Source organism: Pseudomonas sp. C11, assembly GCF_034683865.1.
Taxonomy (GTDB): Bacteria; Pseudomonadota; Gammaproteobacteria; order Pseudomonadales; family Pseudomonadaceae; genus Aquipseudomonas.
Genome location: NZ_JAWIIP010000006.1, coordinates 48,623 through 70,875, shown reverse-complemented (window position 1 = coordinate 70,875; position 22,253 = coordinate 48,623). Strand labels below are relative to the sequence as shown.

16 protein-coding genes are annotated in these 22,253 nt (G+C 66.7%); 6 read left to right on the top strand and 10 right to left on the bottom strand.

Features of this window, described 5'->3' with window-relative positions; translation table 11 throughout:
- Window positions 1–115: 115 nt before the first annotated feature.
- Window positions 116–2,029, top strand: coding sequence for an arginine decarboxylase (gene speA / locus VC352_RS11405; RefSeq protein WP_322979677.1), 1,914 nt, complete (start codon window positions 116–118; stop codon window positions 2,027–2,029).
- 47 nt (window positions 2,030–2,076) lie between these two features.
- Here the strand turns inward: speA and VC352_RS11400 are convergent, their stop codons facing one another.
- The 3 genes from VC352_RS11400 to VC352_RS11390 are packed head-to-tail and all read right to left on the bottom strand — an operon-like array spanning window position 2,077 to window position 4,944.
- Complete coding sequence (locus tag VC352_RS11400) at window positions 2,077–2,532, bottom strand: DUF2214 family protein (RefSeq protein ID WP_322979676.1); 456 nt, start codon at window positions 2,530–2,532, stop codon at window positions 2,077–2,079.
- A gap of 23 nt (window positions 2,533–2,555) precedes the next feature.
- Window positions 2,556–3,584, bottom strand: coding sequence for a sensor domain-containing diguanylate cyclase (locus VC352_RS11395; protein ID WP_322979675.1), 1,029 nt, complete (start codon window positions 3,582–3,584; stop codon window positions 2,556–2,558).
- Window positions 3,556–4,944 carry an MATE family efflux transporter gene (locus VC352_RS11390; protein ID WP_322979674.1) on the bottom strand — a complete coding sequence of 463 codons (1,389 nt, stop codon included), beginning with the start codon at window positions 4,942–4,944 and terminating at the stop codon, window positions 3,556–3,558. Before VC352_RS11390 ends, VC352_RS11395 begins: the two co-directional genes overlap by 29 nt.
- 148 nt (window positions 4,945–5,092) lie before the next feature.
- On the opposite strand from VC352_RS11390, the gene VC352_RS11385 reads away from it, so the two are divergent.
- The 3 genes from VC352_RS11385 to pbpC all read left to right on the top strand — a co-directional run bounded on the left by VC352_RS11385 (window position 5,093) and on the right by pbpC (window position 12,895).
- Window positions 5,093–10,006, top strand: a complete 4,914-nt coding sequence (locus VC352_RS11385; RefSeq protein ID WP_322979673.1) for an alpha-2-macroglobulin — start codon at window positions 5,093–5,095, stop codon at window positions 10,004–10,006.
- A 144-nt stretch (window positions 10,007–10,150) separates the two neighbouring features.
- Window positions 10,151–10,480: an endonuclease domain-containing protein gene (locus VC352_RS11380; protein ID WP_322979672.1), complete on the top strand. Its 330-nt coding sequence runs from the start codon at window positions 10,151–10,153 to the stop codon at window positions 10,478–10,480.
- A 93-nt stretch (window positions 10,481–10,573) separates the two neighbouring features.
- Window positions 10,574–12,895 (top strand): peptidoglycan glycosyltransferase PbpC, encoded by a 2,322-nt coding sequence (gene pbpC / locus VC352_RS11375; RefSeq protein WP_322979671.1) that lies wholly within the window; start codon window positions 10,574–10,576, stop codon window positions 12,893–12,895.
- A 1-nt stretch (window position 12,896) separates the two neighbouring features.
- Here the strand turns inward: pbpC and VC352_RS11370 are convergent, their stop codons facing one another.
- The 6 genes from VC352_RS11370 to VC352_RS11345 all read right to left on the bottom strand — a co-directional run bounded on the left by VC352_RS11370 (window position 12,897) and on the right by VC352_RS11345 (window position 17,600).
- On the bottom strand, window positions 12,897–14,024 hold the full coding sequence (locus tag VC352_RS11370) for a GGDEF domain-containing protein (protein WP_322979670.1): 1,128 nt from the start codon (window positions 14,022–14,024) through the stop codon (window positions 12,897–12,899).
- Window positions 14,025–14,279: 255 nt separating this feature from the next.
- Window positions 14,280–14,834, bottom strand: coding sequence for a DUF4136 domain-containing protein (locus VC352_RS11365; protein WP_322979669.1), 555 nt, complete (start codon window positions 14,832–14,834; stop codon window positions 14,280–14,282).
- Between the two features lie 16 nt (window positions 14,835–14,850).
- Window positions 14,851–15,447: a DUF4136 domain-containing protein gene (locus VC352_RS11360; RefSeq protein WP_322979668.1), complete on the bottom strand. Its 597-nt coding sequence runs from the start codon at window positions 15,445–15,447 to the stop codon at window positions 14,851–14,853.
- Window positions 15,448–15,536: 89 nt separating this feature from the next.
- On the bottom strand, window positions 15,537–16,286 hold the full coding sequence (locus VC352_RS11355) for a methyltransferase domain-containing protein (protein WP_322979667.1): 750 nt from the start codon (window positions 16,284–16,286) through the stop codon (window positions 15,537–15,539).
- A complete protein-coding gene (locus VC352_RS11350; RefSeq protein WP_021487959.1) occupies window positions 16,283–16,588 on the bottom strand; it encodes a nucleotide pyrophosphohydrolase in 306 nt (101 codons plus the stop codon). The genes VC352_RS11355 and VC352_RS11350 overlap by 4 nt, the downstream gene beginning before the upstream one ends.
- A gap of 154 nt (window positions 16,589–16,742) precedes the next feature.
- Entirely contained in the window at window positions 16,743–17,600 is an 858-nt protein-coding gene (locus VC352_RS11345) for a MaoC family dehydratase (protein WP_322979666.1), read from the bottom strand.
- Window positions 17,601–17,895: 295 nt separating this feature from the next.
- On the opposite strand from VC352_RS11345, the gene VC352_RS11340 reads away from it, so the two are divergent.
- Window positions 17,896–18,894: an AraC family transcriptional regulator gene (locus tag VC352_RS11340; protein WP_322979665.1), complete on the top strand. Its 999-nt coding sequence runs from the start codon at window positions 17,896–17,898 to the stop codon at window positions 18,892–18,894.
- 171 nt (window positions 18,895–19,065) lie between these two features.
- On the opposite strand, the gene VC352_RS11335 is transcribed toward VC352_RS11340, so the two are convergent.
- Entirely contained in the window at window positions 19,066–20,421 is a 1,356-nt protein-coding gene (locus VC352_RS11335) for a 3-oxoacyl-ACP reductase (protein WP_322979664.1), read from the bottom strand.
- Between the two features lie 182 nt (window positions 20,422–20,603).
- On the opposite strand from VC352_RS11335, the gene VC352_RS11330 reads away from it, so the two are divergent.
- Window positions 20,604–21,881: an acetyl-CoA C-acetyltransferase gene (locus VC352_RS11330; RefSeq protein WP_322979663.1), complete on the top strand. Its 1,278-nt coding sequence runs from the start codon at window positions 20,604–20,606 to the stop codon at window positions 21,879–21,881.
- Window positions 21,882–22,253 lie beyond the last annotated feature (372 nt).

Genomic DNA, 22,253 nt, shown 5'->3' with positions numbered 1-22,253 from the left:
CTTTTCTAAACTTCGATGACGCTCATGCGGTCAACCGCCGAGCAAACGTCATCTTGCCTTCATCATTTCTAAACTGGCCGCCAGCAAGGTCAGGCTTTTCTCATGGGAGAACCCGATGTCCGCACGACGCACCCGCAAAGACGACGGCAGCCAGTGGACTGTAGCCGATAGCCGCAGTGTCTATGGCATTCGCCACTGGGGTGCCGGCTACTTTTCGATCAACGATGCCGGTCGTGTCGAGGTGCGCCCCAACGGCCCTGACAGCCAGCCCATCGACCTCAGCCAGCAGGTCGACGAACTGCGTCAGAGCGGCCTGTCGCTGCCGCTTTTGGTGCGCTTCCCGGACATCCTGCAAGATCGCGTACGGCGCCTGACCGGCGCCTTCGACGCCAGCATCCAGCGCCTGGAATACCAGAGCCGCTACACCGCCCTGTACCCGATCAAGGTCAACCAGCAGGAGGCGGTGATCGACAACATCATCGCCACGCAGGATGTCTCCATCGGCCTCGAAGCCGGCTCCAAGCCCGAGCTGCTGGCCGTGCTGGCGCTGGCGCCGAAGGGCGGCACCATCGTCTGCAACGGCTACAAGGATCGCGAGTTCATCCGCCTGGCGCTGATGGGGCAGAAGCTCGGCCACAACGTGTTCATCGTCATCGAGAAGGAATCGGAAGTCGCCCTGGTGATCGAGGAGGCCGCCGAACTCAAGGTCGCCCCGCAGATCGGCCTGCGCGTTCGCCTGTCTTCGCTGGCATCCTCCAAGTGGGCCGACACCGGCGGCGAGAAGTCCAAGTTCGGCCTGTCCGCCGCGCAGCTTCTCTCGGTGGTCGAGCGCTTCCACGCGGCCGGGCTGGATCAGGGCATCCGGCTGCTGCACTTCCACATGGGCTCGCAGATCGCCAACATCGCCGACTACCGCAAGGGTTTCCGCGAGGCCATCCGTTACTACGGCGAGCTGCGCGCCATGGGCCTACCAGTCGACCACATCGACGTCGGCGGCGGTCTCGGCGTGGACTACGACGGCACCCATTCGCGTAATGCCAGCTCGATTAACTACGACATGCAGGACTACGCCGATGCCGTGGTCGACATGCTCAAGGAATTCTGCGACCGCCAGGAAATCCCCCATCCGCACATCTTCTCCGAGAGCGGTCGGGCGATGACCGCGCACCACGCCGTGTTGCTGGTGCAGGTGACCGATGTGGAGCGGCACAACGACAAGGTGCCGGAGATCGACCCGGATGTGGAGCAACCGGAGGTGTTGCGCTGGCTGATCGAGCTGCTCGACGACAGCGACCCGGAAATGGTCGCCGAGACCTACTGGCGCGCTACCCACTACATCGAGGAAGTGGCCGCGCAGTATTCCGCCGGCAAGCTGAGCCTGGCGCAGAAGGCGCTGGCCGAGCAGTGCTACTTCGCCATCTGCCGTCGTCTGTACAACCAGCTCAAGGCGCGTCAGCGTTCGCACCGTGCCGTGCTCGACGAGCTCAACGACAAGCTCGCCGACAAGTACATCTGCAACTTCTCGGTGTTCCAGAGCCTGCCGGACACCTGGGCCATCGGCCAGATCCTGCCGATCCTGCCGCTGTCGCGTCTGGACGAAGAGCCGCTGCGTCGCGCCGTGCTGCAGGACCTGACCTGCGACTCCGACGGCAAGATCCGCCAGTACGTCGACGAGCAGTCCATCGAGACCAGCCTGCCGGTGCACGAGGTTCGCGAAGGTGAGGATTACGTGCTGGGCATCTTCCTGGTCGGCGCCTATCAGGAAATCCTCGGCGACATGCACAACCTGTTCGGCGACACCGACTCGGTGAACATCTACCAGGCCGCCGATGGCAGCGTGGTGCATGCCGGCATCGAGACCCACGACACCATCGAGGACATGCTGCGTTACGTGCACCTGTCGCCCGAGGAGTTGATGACCCACTACCGCGACAAGGTGGCCAGCGCCAAGATCAGCACGCGTGAGCGTACCCAGTTCCTCGACGCGCTGCGCCTGGGCCTGACCCGTTCGTCCTACCTGTCGTCGTGAGCCCCGGTCGCGGGCGCTTCAGTGCACGCTGAGGTGCCCGCCAAGGCTCAGCCAATCACGCCGTAGCCGCGCGCCATCAGCACGGCCAGTAGCGGCATCACCAGCAACAGCAGCAACTCCAGGCGGATGCACCAGGTCACCAGGCGTACCTGGCGCGGGCTTGGCGTGGGCGCCTGGCCGGCCTGCAGGGTGTTGCGCCAGTTGAAGAACACCCAGGTCGGCAGAATCGACAGCAGGGCAATCAGGATGAACAGGCCCACCTTGGCGTGGAACAGGCTGTTGCCCAGGTAGTAGGCAGCGCCCTTGCCGAACCACAGTACTCGCGCCACGCCAGTCAGCAGCACCACACCGGCGCAGATGCCGTAGGCGATGTCGGTGATCATCAGGCTGCGGGCGCGCGGGATGTCCAGTGGCGCCTTGAACAGCACGTGTTCGATGCTGAGCAGGGCGAACAGGGCGAAGATCGCGATGAAGTGCAGGTAGGCAAAAAACGCCGTGGCCATGTGGGCTCCTTGGTCGAGGCTGTTCAGGTGGCCAGTTCGCTGCGGTTGCGACCACCGTTCTTGGCACGATACAGCGCCTGGTCGGCGCGCTTGAGAGCATCGCCACTGTCTTCGCCGCTGTCCAGCAGGGTGCAGCCAAGGCTGACGGTCTGCTGCAGTTCGGCGTCGTCGAGGGTGATCGGCAGTTCGGCGATGGCCAGGCGAACGCGCTCGGCGATCTGCAGCAACTCCTTGGCTCCGTGCACCTGGGTGAGGATGACGAATTCCTCGCCGCCGTTACGCGTCACCACGTCCTGCGGCCTGACCGCCGCACTCATACGCCTGGCGCTCTCCCACAGCACACGGTCGCCGCCATCGTGGCCATGGCGGTCGTTGACCTGTTTGAAGTGATCGAGGTCGCAGTAGATCAGCCCCAGATGCAGGCCGCTGCGTTCGGCTGCCGCTCGTTGCAGGGGCAGAAAGTGCAGCAGCCCGGCGCGATTCCACAGTTGGGTCAGTGGGTCGAGCATGCCTTTGCGCTGTTCGCGGTCGAGAGCGTCGCGCAGTTCCTGCGCTTGCTGCGAGCTGTGTTGCAGGCGCAGATAGCCCTCGGCCAGGTAAGCCAAATCGCGTAGCTGGCATTTCTGCCGGGCATTGAGTCGTCGCACGTTCGGGTCGGCCAGGCACAGGGTGCCCAGCGGCATACCGCTGACGTCGTGCAGTGGCCAGCCGGCATAGAAGCGCGCGCCGGGGTTGCTCTTGGCCAGGTCAGTGCCGGCGAAGCGCGGATCCGTCTCGCTGTCCTCGATCAGCAGCGGCATGTCGGCCAGTACCGCATAGTAGCAATAGGAGATGTCACGGGAAGTCTCTGCCACTTCCAGACCCTGGCGACTCTTGAACCACTGGCGATCGCGGTCGACCAGGCTGATCAGCGCGGTTTTCACGCCGAACAATTCACGAGCCAGGCGGGTGATCGCATCCAGGCAGGGGTCGGCTGGCGTGTCGAGCACTTCCAGACGATCCAGGGCTGCCTGGCGTTCGGCTTCATTTGCGGGCACGGGCACGCTGAGCATGGGCGATCTCTCCTTCTGCTGGCGGGGGGAGCCACAGGTCGCGGTGACTCAAACTCCAAGCATAGCCAGCCAATACCAGACTTCGCAGGCACATGAAGGCGAGAAAGGCCAGCCACAGGCCGTGATTGCCCAGGCCCAGCAGCAGCCAGGCCAGCGGCAGGCTCAGTGCCAGGGCGATGAGCATGGCATCGCGCATCTCCCGGGCGCGGGTGGCGCCGATGAACAGACCGTCGAGCAGGTAGCTCCACACTGCCAGCAGCGGTAATACGGCCAGGTAGGGCAGGAACTGCGAGGCGTGTTCACGCACCTCGGCAATGTCGGTGAGCAGGGCGACGAAGGCGTGCCCGCCGATCAGGAAGAACAGGGCGAAGCCGGCGCTGGCCAGCACCGACCAGGTGCCGGCTACCAGCAGCGAGCGACGCAGGGCGGTGCGGTCGCGTGCGCCGAGGGCATGCCCGCACAGCGCTTCGACTGCATGGGCCAGGCCGTCCAGGGCATAGGCGGTCAGGGTCAGGCCGTTGAGCAGCAGGGCATTGGCCGCCACCGTGGCATCACCCAGACGCGTGCCCTGCACGGTGATCAGGAAGAACACCAGTTGCAGCGCCAGGGTGCGGATGAAGATATCGCGATTGACCGCCAGCAGCGGCCGCCAGTTGCTCCAGCGGCGCAATGCGGCCAGGTCGAGCTTGCCGGGGTAACGCCTGAGCGCGCCGCGAGCCAGCCACAGGCCGAGCAGCGCACCACTCCATTCGGCGATGACCGAGGCCCAGGCCGCACCCGCCACGCCCCATTCCAGCCCGAGCACGAAGAGCAGATCCAGCGTCACGTTGAGCAGGTTGGCGGTGAGCAGAATGGCCAGCGGGCCACGCGCGCTTTGCGTGCCGAGCAACCAGCCAATCAGCGCGTAGGTCGCCAGGCTGGCGGGCAGGCCGAACAGACGGATCTGGAAATAGTCGCGGGCCAGTCGATCCAGCTCGGCCGAAGGTTGCATCAGGCTCAGCGCGGCGCTGCTGAATGGAATGGCCAGCAGGCTCAACAGCAGGGCGAGCAGTACGCCGAGGCCCAACCCCTGCAGTAGCACCTGGCGCAAGGCACCGCCGTCCTCGCGGCCTGCCGCCTGGGCGGCGAAGCCGGTGCTGCCCATGCGCAGAAAACCCATGGCCCAGGTCAGCAGGGTGTAGAGGCTGCCGCCGACCGCCACCGCCGCCAGTTGGTGGGCGTGCGGCAGATGGCCGACCACGGCGGTATCGACCAGCGCCACCATCGGTACCGAGAGATTGGAGAGGATCATCGGCGCGGCCAGTGCCCAGACCTTGCGCTGGGTTGGGGCGTGGCGCCAGGCGTCGAGCAGGGCGGACATGGGCGGCTCCGGCAAAACGCCGATTATAGGCACGGGCGGGCTGTCGGCCGAGTGTGCGCGGCTTGGCGTATTCGTCGGTTGGCGCCTTCGGTGCATGGGCGCTCGGCTATAGTATCGCCTCCCGCGCCCCCTTCTCCCGGAGCCTGCAATGCCGAACAAAGGACTGCTTCTGGCCCTGGCCCTGAGCCTGCTCAGTGCCTGTGATTCCTCCCAGTCGCCCGCTACCGTGACCGGTTCTTCGCCTGCCGCCGAGCAGCCGCAGGCAGCGAAGCCGGCGGTCGACCGCGCTGCGCTGGCCAAACGCTATGCCGGTCGCGAGCTGGAAGTGGTGGATGTCTCCGAAGTGCAGCTCGACGGCGCCAGTGCGCTGTCGGTGACCTTCTCCGTACCGCTGGATCCGGATCAGCGGTTCGCCGAGCGTTTGCACCTGGTCGACAGCAAGGACGGCAAGGTCGATGGCGCCTGGGAGCTGACCGATGGCCTCAACGAGCTGCGTCTGCGCCACCTGGAACCCAAGCGCAAGCTGGTGCTGACCATCGACTCGGGCCTTGCCGCGATCAATGGCAGCAAGCTGGCGGCCGAACACGTCAGCCGCTTCGAAACCCGTGACCTGCAGGCCAGCGTCGGCTTCGCCAGCCGTGGCTCGCTGCTGCCCACGCGCCTGGCCGAGGGCCTGCCGGTGATCGCGCTGAACGTCGACAAGGTCAACGTCGAGTTCTTCCGTATCAAGCCCGAGGCGCTGCCGCGTTTCCTCTCGCGCTGGGGCCGTTCCAGCAACCTCGATACCTGGGAGGCCAGCGAGCTGCTGCCCCTGGCTGATCTGGTCTATGGCGGTCGCTTCGACCTCAACCCGGCGCGCAACACCCGTGAAACCCTGCTGCTGCCCATCGCCGGGCTGGAGCCCTTCAAGCAGCCTGGGGTCTACCTGGCGGTGATGCGCCAGGCCGGCAGCTACAGCTACTCGCAACCGGCGACGCTGTTTTCCCTGAGCGATATCGGCCTGTCCGCGCACCGCTACCGCGACCGTCTGGATGTCTTCACCCAGGCGCTGGAAGGTGGCAAGGCGCAGTCCGCCGTGCAGCTCGAACTGCTCGATGGCGATGGAGCCTTGCTGGCCGAAGGCAAGACCGACTCCGCCGGCCACGCACAGTTGCCGCTGCCGGCCAAGGCCGAGGTGTTGCTGGCCAGGCAGGACGAACAGACCAGCCTGCTGCGCCTGAACGCGCCGGCGCTGGATCTGGCCGAGTTCGACATCACCGGTCCTGCGGCCCATCCGCTGCAGTTCTTCGTGTTCGGCCCGCGCGACCTTTATCGTCCGGGCGAGACCGTACTGCTCAACGGCCTGCTGCGTGATGTCGATGGCAAGCCGGTGAAGGACCAGCCGGTCAGCGTCGAGGTGCGCCGCCCGGATGAGCAGATCAGCCGCAAGTTCGTCTGGAACGCCGCCGAGGATGGCCTCTATCAATACCAGCTGCCGCTGGCCGAGGAGGCGCCGACCGGTCGCTGGCAACTGCTGCTCGACCTGGGTGACGGTAATCCGCAGGTCTACGAATTTCTCGTCGAGGACTTCCTGCCCGAGCGCATGGCGCTGGAACTCAAAGGCCAGGACAGCCCCATCGCCCCGGCAGACGAGGCGCACTTCAGCGTCACCGGGCGTTACCTCTATGGCGCCCCGGCGGCTGGCAATCGCCTGTCCGGGCAGCTCTATGTGCGGCCGCTGCGCGAGGCGGTGGCCAGCCTGCCGGGCTATCAGTTCGGCGACATCACCGAAGCGGAATTGAGCCAGGATCTGGAACTGGACGAGCAGAGCCTCGACGACCAGGGGCACGCCACGCTGACGCCCGAGAATCGCTGGGCCGATGCCCGCTCGCCGCTGCGCCTGATCCTCCAGGCCAGCCTGCAGGAGTCCGGTGGCCGACCGATCACCCGTCGCGTAATCCAGCCCGTGTGGCCGGCCGAACGCCTGCCTGGGGTACGTGGCGTGTTCGAGGGCGAACAGGTCGATGCCGACAGCCTGGCCGAATTCGAGGTGTTGGTGGCCGATGCCGCCGGCAACAAACTGGCCGCCGACAACCTCAATGTGCGCCTGGTGCGCGAGCGCCGCGATTACTTCTGGAGCTTCTCCGACGGCGAAGGCTGGCGTCACAACTACAACGAGAAATTCCTTACCCTCAGCGACGAGCCGCTCAAGATCGAGGCGGGCGGTACTGCCAAGGTCAGCTTCCCGGTGGAGTGGGGGCCGTATCGGGTCGAGGTGGTGGACAACCAGACCGGCCTGGTCAGCAGCCTGCGCTTCTGGGCCGGCTACCGCTGGCAGGACAATGCCGACGGCGGCGCGGTACGCCCGGATCAGGTCAAGCTGGCCCTGGACAAGCCCGGTTATGCGGCAGGCGATGTGGCCAAAATCACCGTCACCCCGCCGGCTGCCGGCAATGGTTATCTGCTGGTCGAGTCCAGCGAAGGCCCATTGTGGTGGCAGGAAATCAGCGTGCCGGCAGAAGGTAAAACCTTCGAGCTGCCCATCGATGAGAAATGGGCGCGCCATGACCTGTACCTCAGCGCCCTGGTGATTCGCCCTGGCGAGCGCAAGGCGCAGGTCACGCCCAAGCGTGCCGTTGGCCTGCTGCACCTGCCGCTGGATCGCGCGCCGCGCAAGCTGGCGGTGAGCCTGCAGGCACCTGAGAAGATGCGGCCCAAGCAGCCGCTGAAGGTCAAGGTCGTGGCGCGCAATGCCGACGGCAGCATCCCCGACGGCAGCATCCCCGACAAGGTGCATGTACTGGTCGCTGCGGTGGACGTGGGCATCCTCAACATCACCAGCTTTGCCACGCCCGATCCCTTCGCCAGCTTCTTCGGGCGTAAGGGCTATGGCGCCGACCAGATGGATATCTACGGCCAACTGATCGAGGCCCAGGGCCGCCTCGCCAGCCTGGCCTTCGGTGGCGATGCCGGTCTGGAGGCCGGGGGCAAGCGCCCGGATACCAGCGTGCTGATCGTTGCCCAGCAGAGCGAAGCGCTGAAGCTGAACGAGCAGGGCGAGGGTGAAGTCAGCCTGGACATCCCCGACTTCAATGGCGAGTTGCGCCTGATGGCGCAGGCCTGGAGTGACGAGCGCTTCGGTGTGGCCGAGGCGAAGACGGTGGTGGCTGCGCCGCTGATCGCCGAGCTGTCGATGCCGCGCTTCCTTGCCGGGGGCGACGAAACCACCCTGGCGCTGGACGTCACCAACCTCTCCGGCGCCGAACAGAAACTCGACGTGCAGCTCGATGTCAGCGGCCAACTGCGCCTGCTCGGCAACGCGCAGGCGCCGCTGAGCCTCAAGGATGGTCAGCGCACCACCTTGCGCATCCCGGTGCGCGCCGAGGGTGGCCTGGGGCAGGGGCATATCCAGGTCAAGGTGCAGGGGCTGAGCCTGCCCAACGAGCAGTTCGGCAGCTTCAGCCGCGACTGGACGCTGGGCGTGCGCCCGGCCTATCCGGCGCAGTTGCAACACTTCCGCGCGGTACTCAACGAGGGCGAGCCGTGGAGCCTGCCGTCGGGCACCCTTAGCCAGTTCGAACCGGCCGGGCTGGAGGCGGTGCTGGCACTGTCGAGCCGCCCACCGCTCAACCTCGGCGAGCAGATCCGTGCGCTCAAGGCCTACCCCTACGGCTGCCTGGAGCAGACCACCAGTGGCCTGTATCCCTCGCTCTATGCCGATGCCGCCAGCCTCAAGCAACTCGGCCTGGAAGGCGAGCCGGACGAGCAACGGCGCAAGAGCATCGAGCTGGGCATCGAACGCCTGCTCGGCATGCAGCGCTACAGCGGTGGCTTCGGCCTGTGGAGCGCCGAGAGCGAGGAGGAGTACTGGCTCACCGCCTATGTCACCGACTTCCTCCTGCGGGCCCGTGAACAGGGCTTCGGTGTGCCCAACGAGGCGCTGAAAAAGGCCACGGATCGGCTGCTGCGCTACCTGCAGCAGAGCAGCCTGATCGAGGTCAGCTACAGCGACGACAACGCGCACACCCGCTTCGCCGTGCAGGCCTATGCCGGCTACGTTCTGGCGCGCAGCCAGCAGGCGCCGCTGGGGACGTTGCGCAGCCTGTTCGAGCGCCGCAGCGAGGCGCGCTCCGGTTTGCCGCTGGTGCAACTGGCTGCCGCACTAAAACTCATGGGCGATGCACCGCGTGCCGACCAGGCACTGGCCCAGGGGCTCACCCTGCAGCGCGATGGTGAGCGCTGGATGGCCGACTACGGCAGCGCCCTGCGTGATCAGGCACTGATCCTCGCCGTGCTGGAGGAAAACGACATGGCCGCCGGGCAGCGTGAACAGCGCCTGTTCGACCTGGCCGACGAGCTGGCAGGCCAGCGCTGGCTGTCGACCCAGGAGCGCAACGCGCTGTTCCTCGCCGGGCGCGGCATCCTCGGCAAGCCTGAACAGGCCTGGAGCGCCAAGCTTGCCAGCGGCGCCTTCCAGTTCGACCTGAGCAATCTGCAGCCCGGCATCAAGCTGGAGCGTGCCGAACTGGGCGAGCCGTTGAGTGTGAGCAATGCCGGCAGCAGCCCCCTGTATCAGCAACTGACCCTGTCCGGTTACCCGAGCCAGGCGCCGCGCGCAGGTGGCGAGAACCTCAGTATCGAGCGCGAATACCTCGGCATGGATGGCCGTCCGCTCGATCTGCAGCGCCTGGATAGCGGCGAACTGGTGCTGGTGCACTTGGCTATCCGGGCCAAGCAGCGTGTGCCCGATGCCCTGGTGGTGGACTTGCTGCCGGCCGGTCTGGAGCTGGAGAACCAGAACCTGGCGCAGAGCGCGGCGAGCCTCGACGACGCGGGCAGCAACGTCAAGGAGTGGAGCCAGGCGATGCAGAACGCGCGAATCAAGCACCAGGAGTTTCGTGGCGACCGCTACGTTGCGGCGGTGGACGTGGACAGCTACGACACCACGCACCTGCTGTACCTGGCCCGCGCTGTCACCCCGGGCAGCTACCGGGTGCCGCCCCCGCAGGTGGAGTCGATGTACCGGCCGAGTTGGCAAGCGCTTGGCAGTGCGCCGCAGGGGATGGTGGTGCGCGGGCGGTAAAAAGCTTCCCTCTCCCCCAGCCCCTCTCCCGCAAGCGGGAGAGGGGAGCAATATGGCACGCGCCTGAAACATGGCACGGCCAGCCCCCTCTCCCATTTATGGGAGAGGGTTGGGGAGAGGGCAAACCCGGTTCAAGGAGGAGCCATGACCCTACTCGACAACGCCAAGCGCTTGCGCCGCGACATGACCGATGCCGAGCAACGGCTCTGGTATCACTTGCGTGCTCATCGCTTCCTTGGCTTGAAGTTCAAACGGCAGAAACCCATTGGCCCCTATATCGTCGATTTCGTCTGCACCGAACGCTGTCTGGTCATCGAGCTGGACGGCGGACACCATCAGCAGCAGGCAGAGTACGACCACCAACGTGACGGTTATCTACAGGGGCGTGGCTATCGTGTGCTGCGTTTCTGGAATCATCAGGTACTGGCGGAAACCGAGGCCGTACTTGAGCAGATTCGCCTTGAAATCGACTAGCAAGAGCTGTGAATGTTGCCACGAGGCTTTGCAAAACACCGATCCGCACCCCTCTCCCATTTGTGGGAGAGGGGGTGGGGGAGAGGGCATTGCATGCGCCGCCTAACTCGCCGCTGGCTACCGATCCTCCTGCTCCCCCTGTCCCTGCTCTGGCTCGCCGACCGCCTCTTCCCGCTGCCGCTACCCGAGGATGATCTGGCCCGTGTGGTGCTGGCCGAGGACGGCACGCCGCTGTGGCGTTTCGCCGATCGCGACGGCGTCTGGCGCTACCCGGTGACACCCGACGAAGTGTCGCCCTATTACCTCGACGCGCTGCTGACCTACGAGGATCGCTGGTTCCGCCAGCATCCGGGCATCAACCCGCTGGCGCTGGGCCGGGCAGCCTGGCAGAACCTCAGTGGCGGGCGCGTGGTGTCCGGTGGCAGCACGCTGTCGATGCAGGTGGCGCGCCTGCTCGACCCACACTCGCGCGACCTGCCCGGCAAGCTCAAGCAGCTCTGGCGTACCGCGCAACTGGAGTGGCATCTGTCCAAGGATGAAATCCTCGCGCTGTACCTCAACCGTGCACCCTTCGGCGGCACGCTGCAGGGCGTGGCGGCGGCAAGCTGGAGCTACCTGGGCAAGCCGCCGAGCCAGCTCACCCGTGCCGAGGCGGCGCTGCTCGCGGTGCTGCCGCAAGCGCCCAGCCGCTTGCGCCCGGATCGCCACCCCGAACGCGCCCAGGCCGCGCGCGACAAGGTCTTGCGACGTTTGGCCGAATTCCAGGTCTGGCCGCAGGCGCAGGTCGACGAAGCGCTGGAGGAGCCAGTGCTACTCGCCACGCGTCGCGAGCCGAGCCTGGCGCCCTTGCTGGCGCGCCGGCTGAACCGTCCCGGTAGCCCGCCGCTGATCCGAACCACCCTCGATGCCTCGCTGCAACTGCGCCTGGAAGACCTGCTGCTGGGCTGGCGCGCACGCCTGCCTGAGCGCACCTCGGCCGCCATTCTGGTGGTCGAGCACGAGAGCATGGCGGTGCGCGCCTACCTGGGCTCGGTGGATATCGCCGACACTGCCCGCTTTGGTCATGTCGACATGGTGCGGGCGCTGCGTTCACCCGGTTCGACGCTGAAACCCTTTCTCTACGGCCTTGCCCTGGATGCCGGGATGATTCATTCCGAGTCGCTGCTGCAGGATGTGCCGCGACATTACGGCGACTACCGTCCCGGCAACTTCGCCGCTGGTTTTAGCGGCCCGGTGTCGGCCAGTGAAGCCCTGGCCACTTCGCTCAACCTGCCGGCCGTACAACTGCTCGAGGCCTACGGGCCGAAGCGTTTCGCCGGTGAGCTGCGCGGTGCCGGCCTGCCGATTCGTCTGCCAGCCCTGGCCGAGCCCAACCTGGCGATGATCCTCGGGGGTGGCGGCACGCGCCTGGAGGCGCTGGTCGGCGGTTACAGCGCCTTTGCCCGCGGCGGCATGGCCGCGCGCCCGCGCCTGCAGCCGAGCGAGACGCTGCGTGAGCGGCGGCTGTTGTCGCCAGGCGCGGCCTGGATCATCCGCCGTATTCTCAGCGGCCAGGCCCGCCCGGATCGCGACCCGCGCGCGCAACTGGCGCAGCGTCCCAGCCTGGCCTGGAAGACCGGCACCAGCTATGGCTTTCGCGATGCCTGGGCGATTGGCGTTGGCCCGCGTCACCTGATCGGCGTGTGGATCGGTCGGCCGGACGGCACGCCGGTGCCAGGCCAGTTCGGTCTGGCCTCCGCCGCGCCCCTGCTGCTGCAGGTGCACGACCTGCTGGTCGGCCGCGACAGCCAGCGCGGCCTGGCCCCCCCCGCTGATCCGCAACCGCCAACGGTCGGTGTCGCGGCGATCTGCTGGCCACTGGGCCAGCCCATGAACCGGGACGATGCCAATTGCCGCCGCCAGCGCTTCGCCTGGACGCTGGATGGCACCACACCGCCGACGTTGCTGGCTGCCGATCAACCCTTGGGCAGCGGCCTGCGCGAGCGCTATTGGGTGAATGCCGAGGGCTTGCACGTTGCGCCGGAATGCCCCGGCGCCGAGCCCCATGAGCTGGTGCTCTGGCCGGCGCCGCTGGAGCCCTGGCTGCCACGCCGCGAGCGGCGTGTCGCGCGCCTGCCCGCCAGCGATCCCGCGTGCCCGCCGCCGCGCAGTACGCAACTGGCGCCATTGACCATTGTCGGCGCGCGTGAGGGTGATCGCCTGCGCCGCCCACAGGGCCTTGGCGAGCCCTTGCGTCTGAGCCTGTCGACGCTGGGCGGTAGCGGCCGGCGCTGGTGGTTCGTCGATGGCGAGCCGCAGGGCGAAACCAGCGCCGATGCTCCGTTCACCCATGCCTTCGCGCCCGGGCAGCACCAACTCAGCGTGCTGGACGAGGGTGGCAATACGGCCAGGCTGGCGTTCAGCGTCGGCCCCTGAGTCAGCTTTCGGAAATCACCAGGCGATTGCGACCTTCCCGTTTGGCGCGGTACAGCGCGCCATCGACCCGTGAGAAGAAGGCATCGGCGTCGCGATCCAGGCGGTTGTCGAAGCTGCCCACGCCAAGGCTGGTGGTAAGGTTCAGGCGTTGCTCATCCAGCTGCAGACCGTCCTGCTCCAGGCCCTGACGGAAGCGCTCGGCCAGCTCCAGCGCCTGCTGCAACGGCGTGCTCGGTAACAGCACGCCGAACTCTTCGCCACCCAGGCGCAGCAGGGCATCGCCGTCGCGCCGGAAGATTTCGCGCATGCGCTCGGCAAAGGCGCTCAGGCAGACATCGCCGCCCATATGGCCGTGCGCATCGTTGATCTTCTTGAAATGATCGATGTCCAGCAGCACCAGCGACAGCGGCTCGTTCTGGCGTTGCGCATTGGCCACCAGACTGGGGAACAGGTTGTTGAACTGGTAGCGGTTGCCCAGTTGGGTCAGCGTATCGGTACGGCTGAGCAGGTCGAGGCGCGTCTGCTGCTCCAGCAGCTTCACCTCCAGAGCCAGAGTGGCATGGTATTCACGGTGATTACGGCCAAGCACCAGTACCAGATAGGCCAGATAGAAGCTCAGGGTCAGCAGCAGGGTGTGGCGGTTTTCCCAATCCAGTGCCATGAGGATCAGCCCTGGCAGGTACAGCAGCGCCAGTGCGAGCAGGGCACGGCCGCGGCGCATGGCGAAGTTGAAGGTCATCGCGGTGCTGAAGGCCACCGTGGCCAGGGTCGTGATCAGCTCCGAGTCGTTGTATTCGTCACGGTACAGCGCCCAGGCATGGGCCTGGCCCCAGCACAGGGCGGTCAGCAGAATCAGCCCCCAGTGATGGTCGAGCCAGCGTTGCAATTGCTCTGGCGTGGTGAGCCCTTTGGGGCGGTGCATCAGGCGGGCCGCCAGCAGGCCGGCGAAGGTGACGATGCCAAGCAGGCCGCTGCCGATGACCTGGGCCGGTGAGTCACTGAAGACCCAGGTCAGCAGCCAGGCCAGCAGGTAGAAGAAACCGCCCAGGCGAGTGCGGACGTGGGTATCGTCCACCTCGCGCCACAGGGCGAATGTCATGGGCTGGCGCGGTACTTCGGCGTCGGTCATGGTGGTTGGCCTGCCATCGTTGGCGGCCGGCTGCGGGCCGTCGCAAGCGACGTCAAACCCTTCTCCCGCAGGTTTTTGTGATCACAGATGTGTATGCCGAGCATAGCGTCTTTTGGAGGCGAGTGAGCCAGCGGATTGCCAGCATTTTTCGACCGTCCGTCAGCCGTTTGAACCGGCACGCGTGGCTGGATATGTTGCGATGGCCGCTCCTGATGCGAGAGTCGGTAAGCGGCCTGCTCAGGAACGATGCAGGTTTCAGCGCGGTGGATACTGCGAGAGTACCTGGGTCACGGTTTCACGGATCGCCCGCCCCCGTTCGGCGGGGCTGGGTGCCTGGCTGCGCATGATCTGCTCGCCGCTGCCGCGCCAGACCAGCTTGCCGTCCTTGGCGTCGTAGAGATCGATCTGCAGGGTGGCGACCTTGTAGTCCACGCGGCGCGTTTCGGTGAAGGCCGGGCCGCCCCAGTAACCTCCCCAATAGCCGCCCCAGCCACCGCCGTACTGGGTGGTGATCTGATCCTGGCGCTGGTCGACGATCAGCATGACCTGCACCTTGAGGTCGCCCTGGCCGTCGCTGGCCTGGCGCAGCCCGCGCTGCTCGAGCTGGTCGTTCACCGCCTGGCTGATGCGTTGTTCGGTGAGGTCGCTCTTGAGGCGGGCGTCGTCGGGTTGATAGAGCAGCTTGTCACTCATCCAGCTCCAGCTGCGATAGGTGGCGAAGTCGCGGCTGGGGTCGAAGTCGCGCTCCAGGCTGATGCTGGCGCAGCCGCTCAGCAGCAGGACGAGAAGCAGGCAGGGCAGGGTACGCATGCTGAACTCCTGGCGATCAGTGGGGCGGGTAACCGTTGAGTGCCGCGCGAATGGCCGCACGCATGGCTTCGGCCTGGGCGCTCTGATCCTTGCCGGCCAGGGCTTCGCCGCTGCCTGACCAGACCACCTGGCGGTCACGTGGGTCGATCAGTTCGAGGCGCACCACCGCGACCTTCTCTTCATAGGTACGGACGATGGGCGTGCTGCCCCAGGCGCCGTAATGCCGCCCCCAGGGGCCGCCGCCGTAATAGGCGCCAGCGTCGTCCTGATACTGGCGCAGGCGGGTTTCCTGCGTCAGTCGGGCGTTGACCAGCAGGTCGCCGCTGCCGTTCTGTGCTGGGCGCAGGCCATATTGGTCGAGGCCGGCACTGACGCTGTCGGCCAGTTGCTCGCCATTGAGCCAGGCCGCGCCGGACGGAGGTCGGCCAGCGTCCCAGCTCCAGGTGCGATAGCGCCCGTAGTCACGCGGTGGTGCGGGGTAGGCGCTGCGGTCGAAGGTACTGGCTGCGCCGGGCGGTGCCGGCGGCATCGGCAAGGATTCGGCCTGATAGGGGTTCTGGCTCTGGCAGGCCGCCAGCAGGGGCAGAATGAGTAAGGCTATGACGCTGCGCATGGTCATCTCCGTGGTCGCGCTCGACATCACCGATCTTCGCTCAGGCTACGCCGGGCTCTGTCGTTCGTCCAACGCGCCCTCTGGTGCGTTCAGGTTGGCCGACAGATCCAGTGCAGGTAGCGGCCGAGCCCCTCGAAGCTGGGGTGGCGACGGTGCGCCAGTTCCATCTCCAGCAGATCGACCAGCTCGGCCTTGGCCTGAAATTCCGGCGGCATGTAGTCGTGGAACACACGCACGCCGCTACGGCTTTCGACCTGCCAGTCTGCGCCGAGTTGCGTGGCCAGCTCGCGCGGATCGAGCGGGCGCTGCGGAGTCAGGCTCTGGCCTTCGCCGGCGAAGCGCTCCTTGCGCAACTTGCGGAAGTGGCCCTTGAGCAGGTTGCGGTAGATCAGCGCGTCCTTGTTGTAGAAGGCCAGCGACAGCCAACCCTCCTTGGCCGTGAGCTGATGCAGCACCGGCAGGATGGCCGCCGGTTCGGCCAGCCACTCCAGCACGGCGTGGCACAGCACCAGGTCGAAGGGCTGTTGCAACTGGCCGAGCAGTTCCTGCCAGGGCGCCTGGATGAAGGTGGCGTTCTGACCGGCCTTGGCGAAGCGCTGACGCGCGCCTTCCAGCATGGGCTCGGCCGGTTCGGCCAGGGTGACCTGATGGCCGCGCTGGGCCAGCCACAGGCTCATGTGGCCGAGGCCTGCGCCAACGTCGAGTACGCGCAGCGGGCGGTCGGGCAGCGTTTCGGCCAGGTCGGCCTGCAGCACGGCGAGGCGAATGGCGCCCTTGGCACCTCCGTAGATCTTCTCGGCGAAGCGGGTGGCGAGTTCGTCGAAGTGGCGGTCGCTCATTTGAGGAAGCGCCGTTCGTTGTCGGCCAGCTTGTCGAGCACCGCCTGGTTCATGTCGAGGCCCAGTTCGCTGCACAGTTGCAGCAGGTAGAGCACCACGTCAGCCACTTCCTGGCCCGCGTGGGCGAGCTGTTCGGGCGGCAACTGGCGGGATTGTTCCTCGCTCAGCCACTGGAAAATTTCCACCAGCTCGGCCATTTCCACGCTGGCGGCCATGACCAGGTTCTTCGGGCTCTGGTAACGACGCCAGTCGTTGTGATCACGGATGGCGTGCATGCGGGCGGTAAGTTCGGCGAGGTTCATGGTGCGGCTCCTTTCGAGCCGCATAGCTTCGGGGGGAATGCGGCGCGCTGCAAGCTGTCCGGCGCGCTTATTGACGCGTAGGAGCGGTTTCAGCCGCGGTCCGTTTCGCGGCTGAAGCGCAATGCCGTCCGGCTGCTCCTACAGGATGTACAGATCAGCTTTCCAGCGGCTGCCAGCTCCCGGCCATATGCGGCGTGTCGTGCTCGCCGAGCAGACGGAACTGGCCACTGGGGCCGGGCTCGCTGGCTTGCAGCGCGACATGGGTGGGCAGCAGCACCGGTTTCTGGAAGCGCACGTCCACCTCGTAACCGGCCACTGGCAGGTGCGCCCGCAACGCCGCCAGGCTGCGCGCCTTGTTCCACAAACCGTGGGCGATGGCGCGTGGAAAACCGAACAGGCGGGCACTGAGGGCACTGAGATGGATCGGGTTGTAGTCACCGGCGACACGGGCGTAGCGACGGCCGGTATCGGCAGGCGCGGCCCAGTCGGTCAGTGGCGTCAGTTCCAACGGTACCTGCTCGGCGCGCGGCTGCGCCTGGTCATCGAGGCGCAGGGCGCGGCAGAGAATGCGGCTGTCGCCCTCCCAGAGCAGGCCGAGCTGATCTTCCAGGCGGCTGATCAGGCTGAACGTGACACCCTTGTCATGCGCCTGCAGATCCGCCACATGGACGCTGACCTGGAAGGGCCCCAGCCCGCCCAGTGGGCGCAGCACGCGGATGCGATTTTTCAGGTGCACCAGGCCGAGCAGCGGGAAGGGGAAGCGCTTGTCGGTGAGCAACTGCATCTGCAGGGCGAAGGCGAGAATGTGCGGGTAGACCGGCGGCAGATAACCGTCTGCCTGGATGCCGCAGACCTGGCGATAGCGCGCCAGATGCTCGGGGCTGACTTCCACCCGGCTGCGCAGGCCGAACTCAGGGAGTTGGCGGCCGCTCACCTTGCGCCGCAGGGCGGCACGCAGGAAAAGACCGGGCAGGGCTGGCGGGGTATCGAGGTCGAGCCAGTCGATGGCCATTCGGGAACTCCTTGGTCAGTGGATGGCTGCAGCTTAACCGGCGTTCGTCGGCTGGCATTGGCTGTGCTGACCCGCCCGTGTGCCGAACAGCCAATTCGCCTGGCCTGTCGAGTCGGATCGGCAGCGAAACTTCGTACCGGCCTTGGCACGGTTCCACCGAGCCCGTGCAGCAAGCGCGATCAAGAGGCGGGGTCAGAGCCTGTTGAGCGCCTTTGCAGCCTGTATCGCCAGCGTAGGTAGTTCACCGGCAGCCTGCTAAGATGGCGCCGCTCACGAATAACAACAGCCGATAAACATGCGTGATCTGACCGACGATGTGGCGCTGATGCGCCCGGTAATCGATGCCCTGCGCGCCAGCGGAACCGACCCAGACCGCGTGCTGGTGCGTGTCGGCCTGCCGCCAGGCGGGTTGCCGGCTGGCCGTTTTCCGCATGCCGCCCAGACCCTGTTCTGGAAGGCTGCCAGCGAGGAATGCGGCGAGGAGCACGTCGGGCTGTTCCTGGCGCAGCACCTGCCGCCCTTCCATGGCCTGCTTCTGGAATACCTGTTCCTCTCCAGCGAAACCTTCGGCACTGGCTTGCGCCATGCCCTGCGTTACGTGCGCCTGCTGTCCGATACCCTCAGTGCTCGCCTCGACGTGGACGGCGAACTGGCCGTGCTGACGCTGAGCGTGGAGCCCGAGACGCCACGCCACTTCCCCGAGATGCTGGCCGGTGCGGTGATCCGCCTGTTCGCCGCATTGACCGAGAACGACTTCCGCCCGCAGGAAGTACGCTTCATGCACACCGAGGGCGCGCCGGCCGAGCGTTACCAGGCGGTCTATGGCTGCCCGGTGCGACTGGGCGCCGAGTCGTGCGCGCTGGTCTTCGACGCTGCCGTGCTGGACAAGGCGTCGCGCCATGCCGCCCCAGAACTGCTGCGCATGCACGAGTCGCTGGCGCGGCGGCAATTGGCCGAGGTCGAGCGCCTGGATCTGGTGCGCCAGGTGCGTGAGCTGATCGCCGAGTTGCTGGTCGATGGCGGCGCCACCCTGGAACAGGTGGCATCGCGTTTGAACATGCCGGCCCGGCGCCTGCGCGAGCGCCTGGCCATGGCCGGCGTGCGCTTCAACGACCTGATCACCGACTACCGCTGCCGTTTGGCCAAGGAGCTGCTGCTCAAGACCGACGAGCGCATCGAGGTCATCGTCGAGCGCACCGGTTTTTCCGAGCCGAGCACCTTCTACCGCGCGTTCAAGCGCTGGGTCGGCGAGACGCCCGTGGAGTTTCGCAAGCGCGGAAAGGGCGAGTTGTAGGAGGGGCTTTAGCCGCGACCGTCGCCGCTGAAGCGCCTCCCACCGGGTGCAATCCTGGGCGCTGCGTGCCGCCTGTAGCCCGGATTGCATCCGGGCTACAGGCAGTCGTAGGGTGGGCTTTAGCCCACCAGCACTAGCACCAGCACCAGCACCAGCACCACCGCAACAGCCTCAAGCCCCCAACAAACTCTGCCCACACACGCGCAACACCTGCGCGGTCACCGCGCCCGAACCCGGCTGGGCGAACCAGGCCACGGCCTCGGCGACGTCCTGCGGCAGGCCGCCCTGGCTCATCGAGTTCATCCGTCGCCCGGCTTCGCGGATGCCCAGCGGGATGGCAGCGGTCATCTGGGTTTCGATAAAGCCGGGCGCCACCGCGTTGATGCTGATGCCCTTCTTCGCCAGAGCAGGCGCCCAGGCCTGGGCCAGGCCGATCACGCCGGCCTTGCTCACCGCGTAGTTGGTTTGGCCGAGATTGCCGGCGATGCCGCTGATCGAGGCGATCAGCACCACGCGGCCATTGTCGTGCAGCTTGTTGGCATCCAGCAGCGCCTGGGTCAGTACCTGCGGGGCCTTGAGGTTGACGTCGATCACCGAGTTCCAGAAGGCGTCACTCATCTTCGCCAGGGTCTTGTCGCGGGTGATGCCGGCGTTGTGCACGACGATGTCCAGGCCCTCGGGCAGCGCTTCGACCAGGCGCTGCGGCGCGTCCTCGGCGCAGATATCCAGGGCCACGGCGCGTCCGCCCAGGCGCGCAGCCAGCGCTTGTAGCGCGTCGGCGGCGGGCGGTACGTCGAGCAGCACCACCTCGGCGCCGTCACGCGCCAGCACTTCGGCGATGGCCGCGCCGATACCGCGTGAGGCACCGGTGACCAGCGCCTTCTTGCCGGCCAGCGGACGCGTCCAGTCCTTCACCTGTTCGCCGCAGGCGCCGAGGCGCAGCACCTGGCCGGACACGTAGGCACTCTTCGGCGACAGGAAGAAGCGCAGCGCGCCTTCCAGTTGCTGCTCGCCGCCCTTGCCGACATAGAGCAACTGCACGCTGCCGCCACGGCGGATCTCCTTGCCCAGCGAACGGGTGAACCCCTCCAGCGAGCGCTGCACGCTGGCGGCGATGGGGTCTTTGATCGACTCGGGCGCACGGCCCAGCACGAGCACGCGCGGGCATTTCGCCAGGCCCTTGAAGGTGGGCTGGAAGAAGTCGCGCAGCTCGATCAATTGCTCGAAGCGGGTCAGGTGGCTGGCGTCGAATACCAGCGCCTTGAGCTTGGGGCCGTGCTCGGCCGTCCAGCGCGGCAGATCGAGCTGCCCCTCGCGGGCGGCGAATAGCTGATCGGTCAGTTTGCTGGCGAAAGCGGGCAGGGCCTTGAGCAGATCGCCCTCGCCACCGAGCAGCAGGGCGCCGTCCACCGGGCGCATGCGGCCGGCCATCCAGCGCTCCAGGCGCACTGGCGCCGGCAGACCGAGGGCGCCGACCAGGCGGCGGCCGGTCGGCGAGTTGGCGAAGGCGAGGTAACGGTCGGACATGAAAAGCTCCTGCGGGCGGATCGAAAGTCGTGTCACTGTACGCAGTCATGGTCAAAGCGCAATTGACCGCTCTGCGCGGCTGGCCGGCAAGGCGGCCAATGCAGCCTGGCCCACTCACGCTAGCCTTGGCAGGCCGTTTCAAAACGGCCCGTTCGCCTCATTCTCATCCGCAAGGAGTCAGCATGGCCCAGTTACGCCGGGTCGCCATCGTCGGCGGCAACCGCATTCCCTTCGCCCGCTCCAACACCGTCTACGCCACAGCGAGCAACCAGGAGATGCTGACCAGCGCCCTCGAAGGCCTGGTGGAGCGCTACAACCTGCATGGCGAGCGCCTCGGCGAGGTGGTGGCCGGTGCCGTGCTCAAGCACTCGCGGGATTTCAACCTGACCCGCGAATGCGTGCTCGGCTCACGCCTGGCGCCGGAAACCCCGGCCTACGACCTGCAGCAGGCCTGCGGCACCGGCCTGGAGGCGGCGATCCTGGTGGCCAACAAGATCGCCCTCGGGCAGATCGACTGCGGCATCGCCGGCGGCGTCGACACCACCTCGGACGCGCCCATCGGTGTCAACGAAGGGTTGCGGCAGATCCTCCTGGAGGCCAATCGCGGCAAGAGCACCGGCGACAAGCTCAAGAGCCTGCTGAAGATTCGCCCGCGCCACCTGGCTCCGGCCATCCCGCGCAATGGCGAGCCACGCACCGGGCTGTCGATGGGCGAGCACTGCGAACTGATGGCGCAGCGCTGGGCCATCCCGCGTGATGAGCAGGATCAACTGGCCCTGGCCAGCCACCAGAAGCTGGCAGCGGCCTATGCCGAAGGTTGGCAGGACGACCTGCTTACGCCATTCCGTGGCCTGACCCGCGACCAGAACCTGCGCCCGGATATCAGCGCCGAGAAGCTCGCCAGCCTCAAGCCCTGCTTCGAGCGCGGCCCGCGCGGCACCATGACTGCGGCCAACTCCACGCCGCTGACCGATGGCGCCTCGGTGGTGCTGCTGGCCAGCGAGGAGTGGGCCAAGGCGCGTGGCCTGCCGGTGCTGGCCTATTTCCGCGATGGCGAGGCGGCGGCGGTGGACTTCGTCCAGGGCAAGGAAGGTTTGCTGATGGCGCCGGTCTACGCCGTGCCACGCCTGCTGGCGCGCAACGGCCTGAGCCTGCAGGACTTCGATTACTACGAAATTCACGAAGCCTTCGCCGCCCAGGTGCTGTGCACCCTCAAGGCCTGGGAAGACGCCGAGTACTGCAAGGAACGCCTGGGCCTCGACGCGCCGCTGGGCGCCATCGACCGCAGCCGGATGAACGTCAAGGGCAGCTCCCTGGCTGCCGGCCACCCCTTCGCCGCCACCGGCGGGCGCATCGTCGCCAACCTGGCCAAGCTGCTGTCGGTGGCCGGCGAGGGACGTGGGCTGATCTCCATCTGCGCCGCAGGTGGCCAGGGTGTGACCGCGATCCTCGAACGGTAATCCAATAGCGGTGATCGCAAGTCATCGCGGTCACTCGATGTAGCAACTCCGTGATTCGGGCGGCCCGCGTAGCGCGTGGCCGCCCTTTTTTTCATGCCTGCAAGCCCAGGCTCGCTAGCGCCTATCTGGGGCCGCCAGCCGGCGTACCTCCTGCCTCCTCGCTGCGGTGGCCTGTCGCGCGGCAAACGACCACAGCGCCAGTTGCGTGATTAGCGACTAGTCTTTCAATGCGCATTGATCCAGATCAATGCAGCACTTCGCGCGTTGTACCTCCGGCCATCGTGCCTTTTCACTCGATAAGAACAACTACCGCTCGTGCGACTCCAATACCTGGAGTCTGTGGCTCGGCTTTGCGTGCCGGGGCCGAGATAA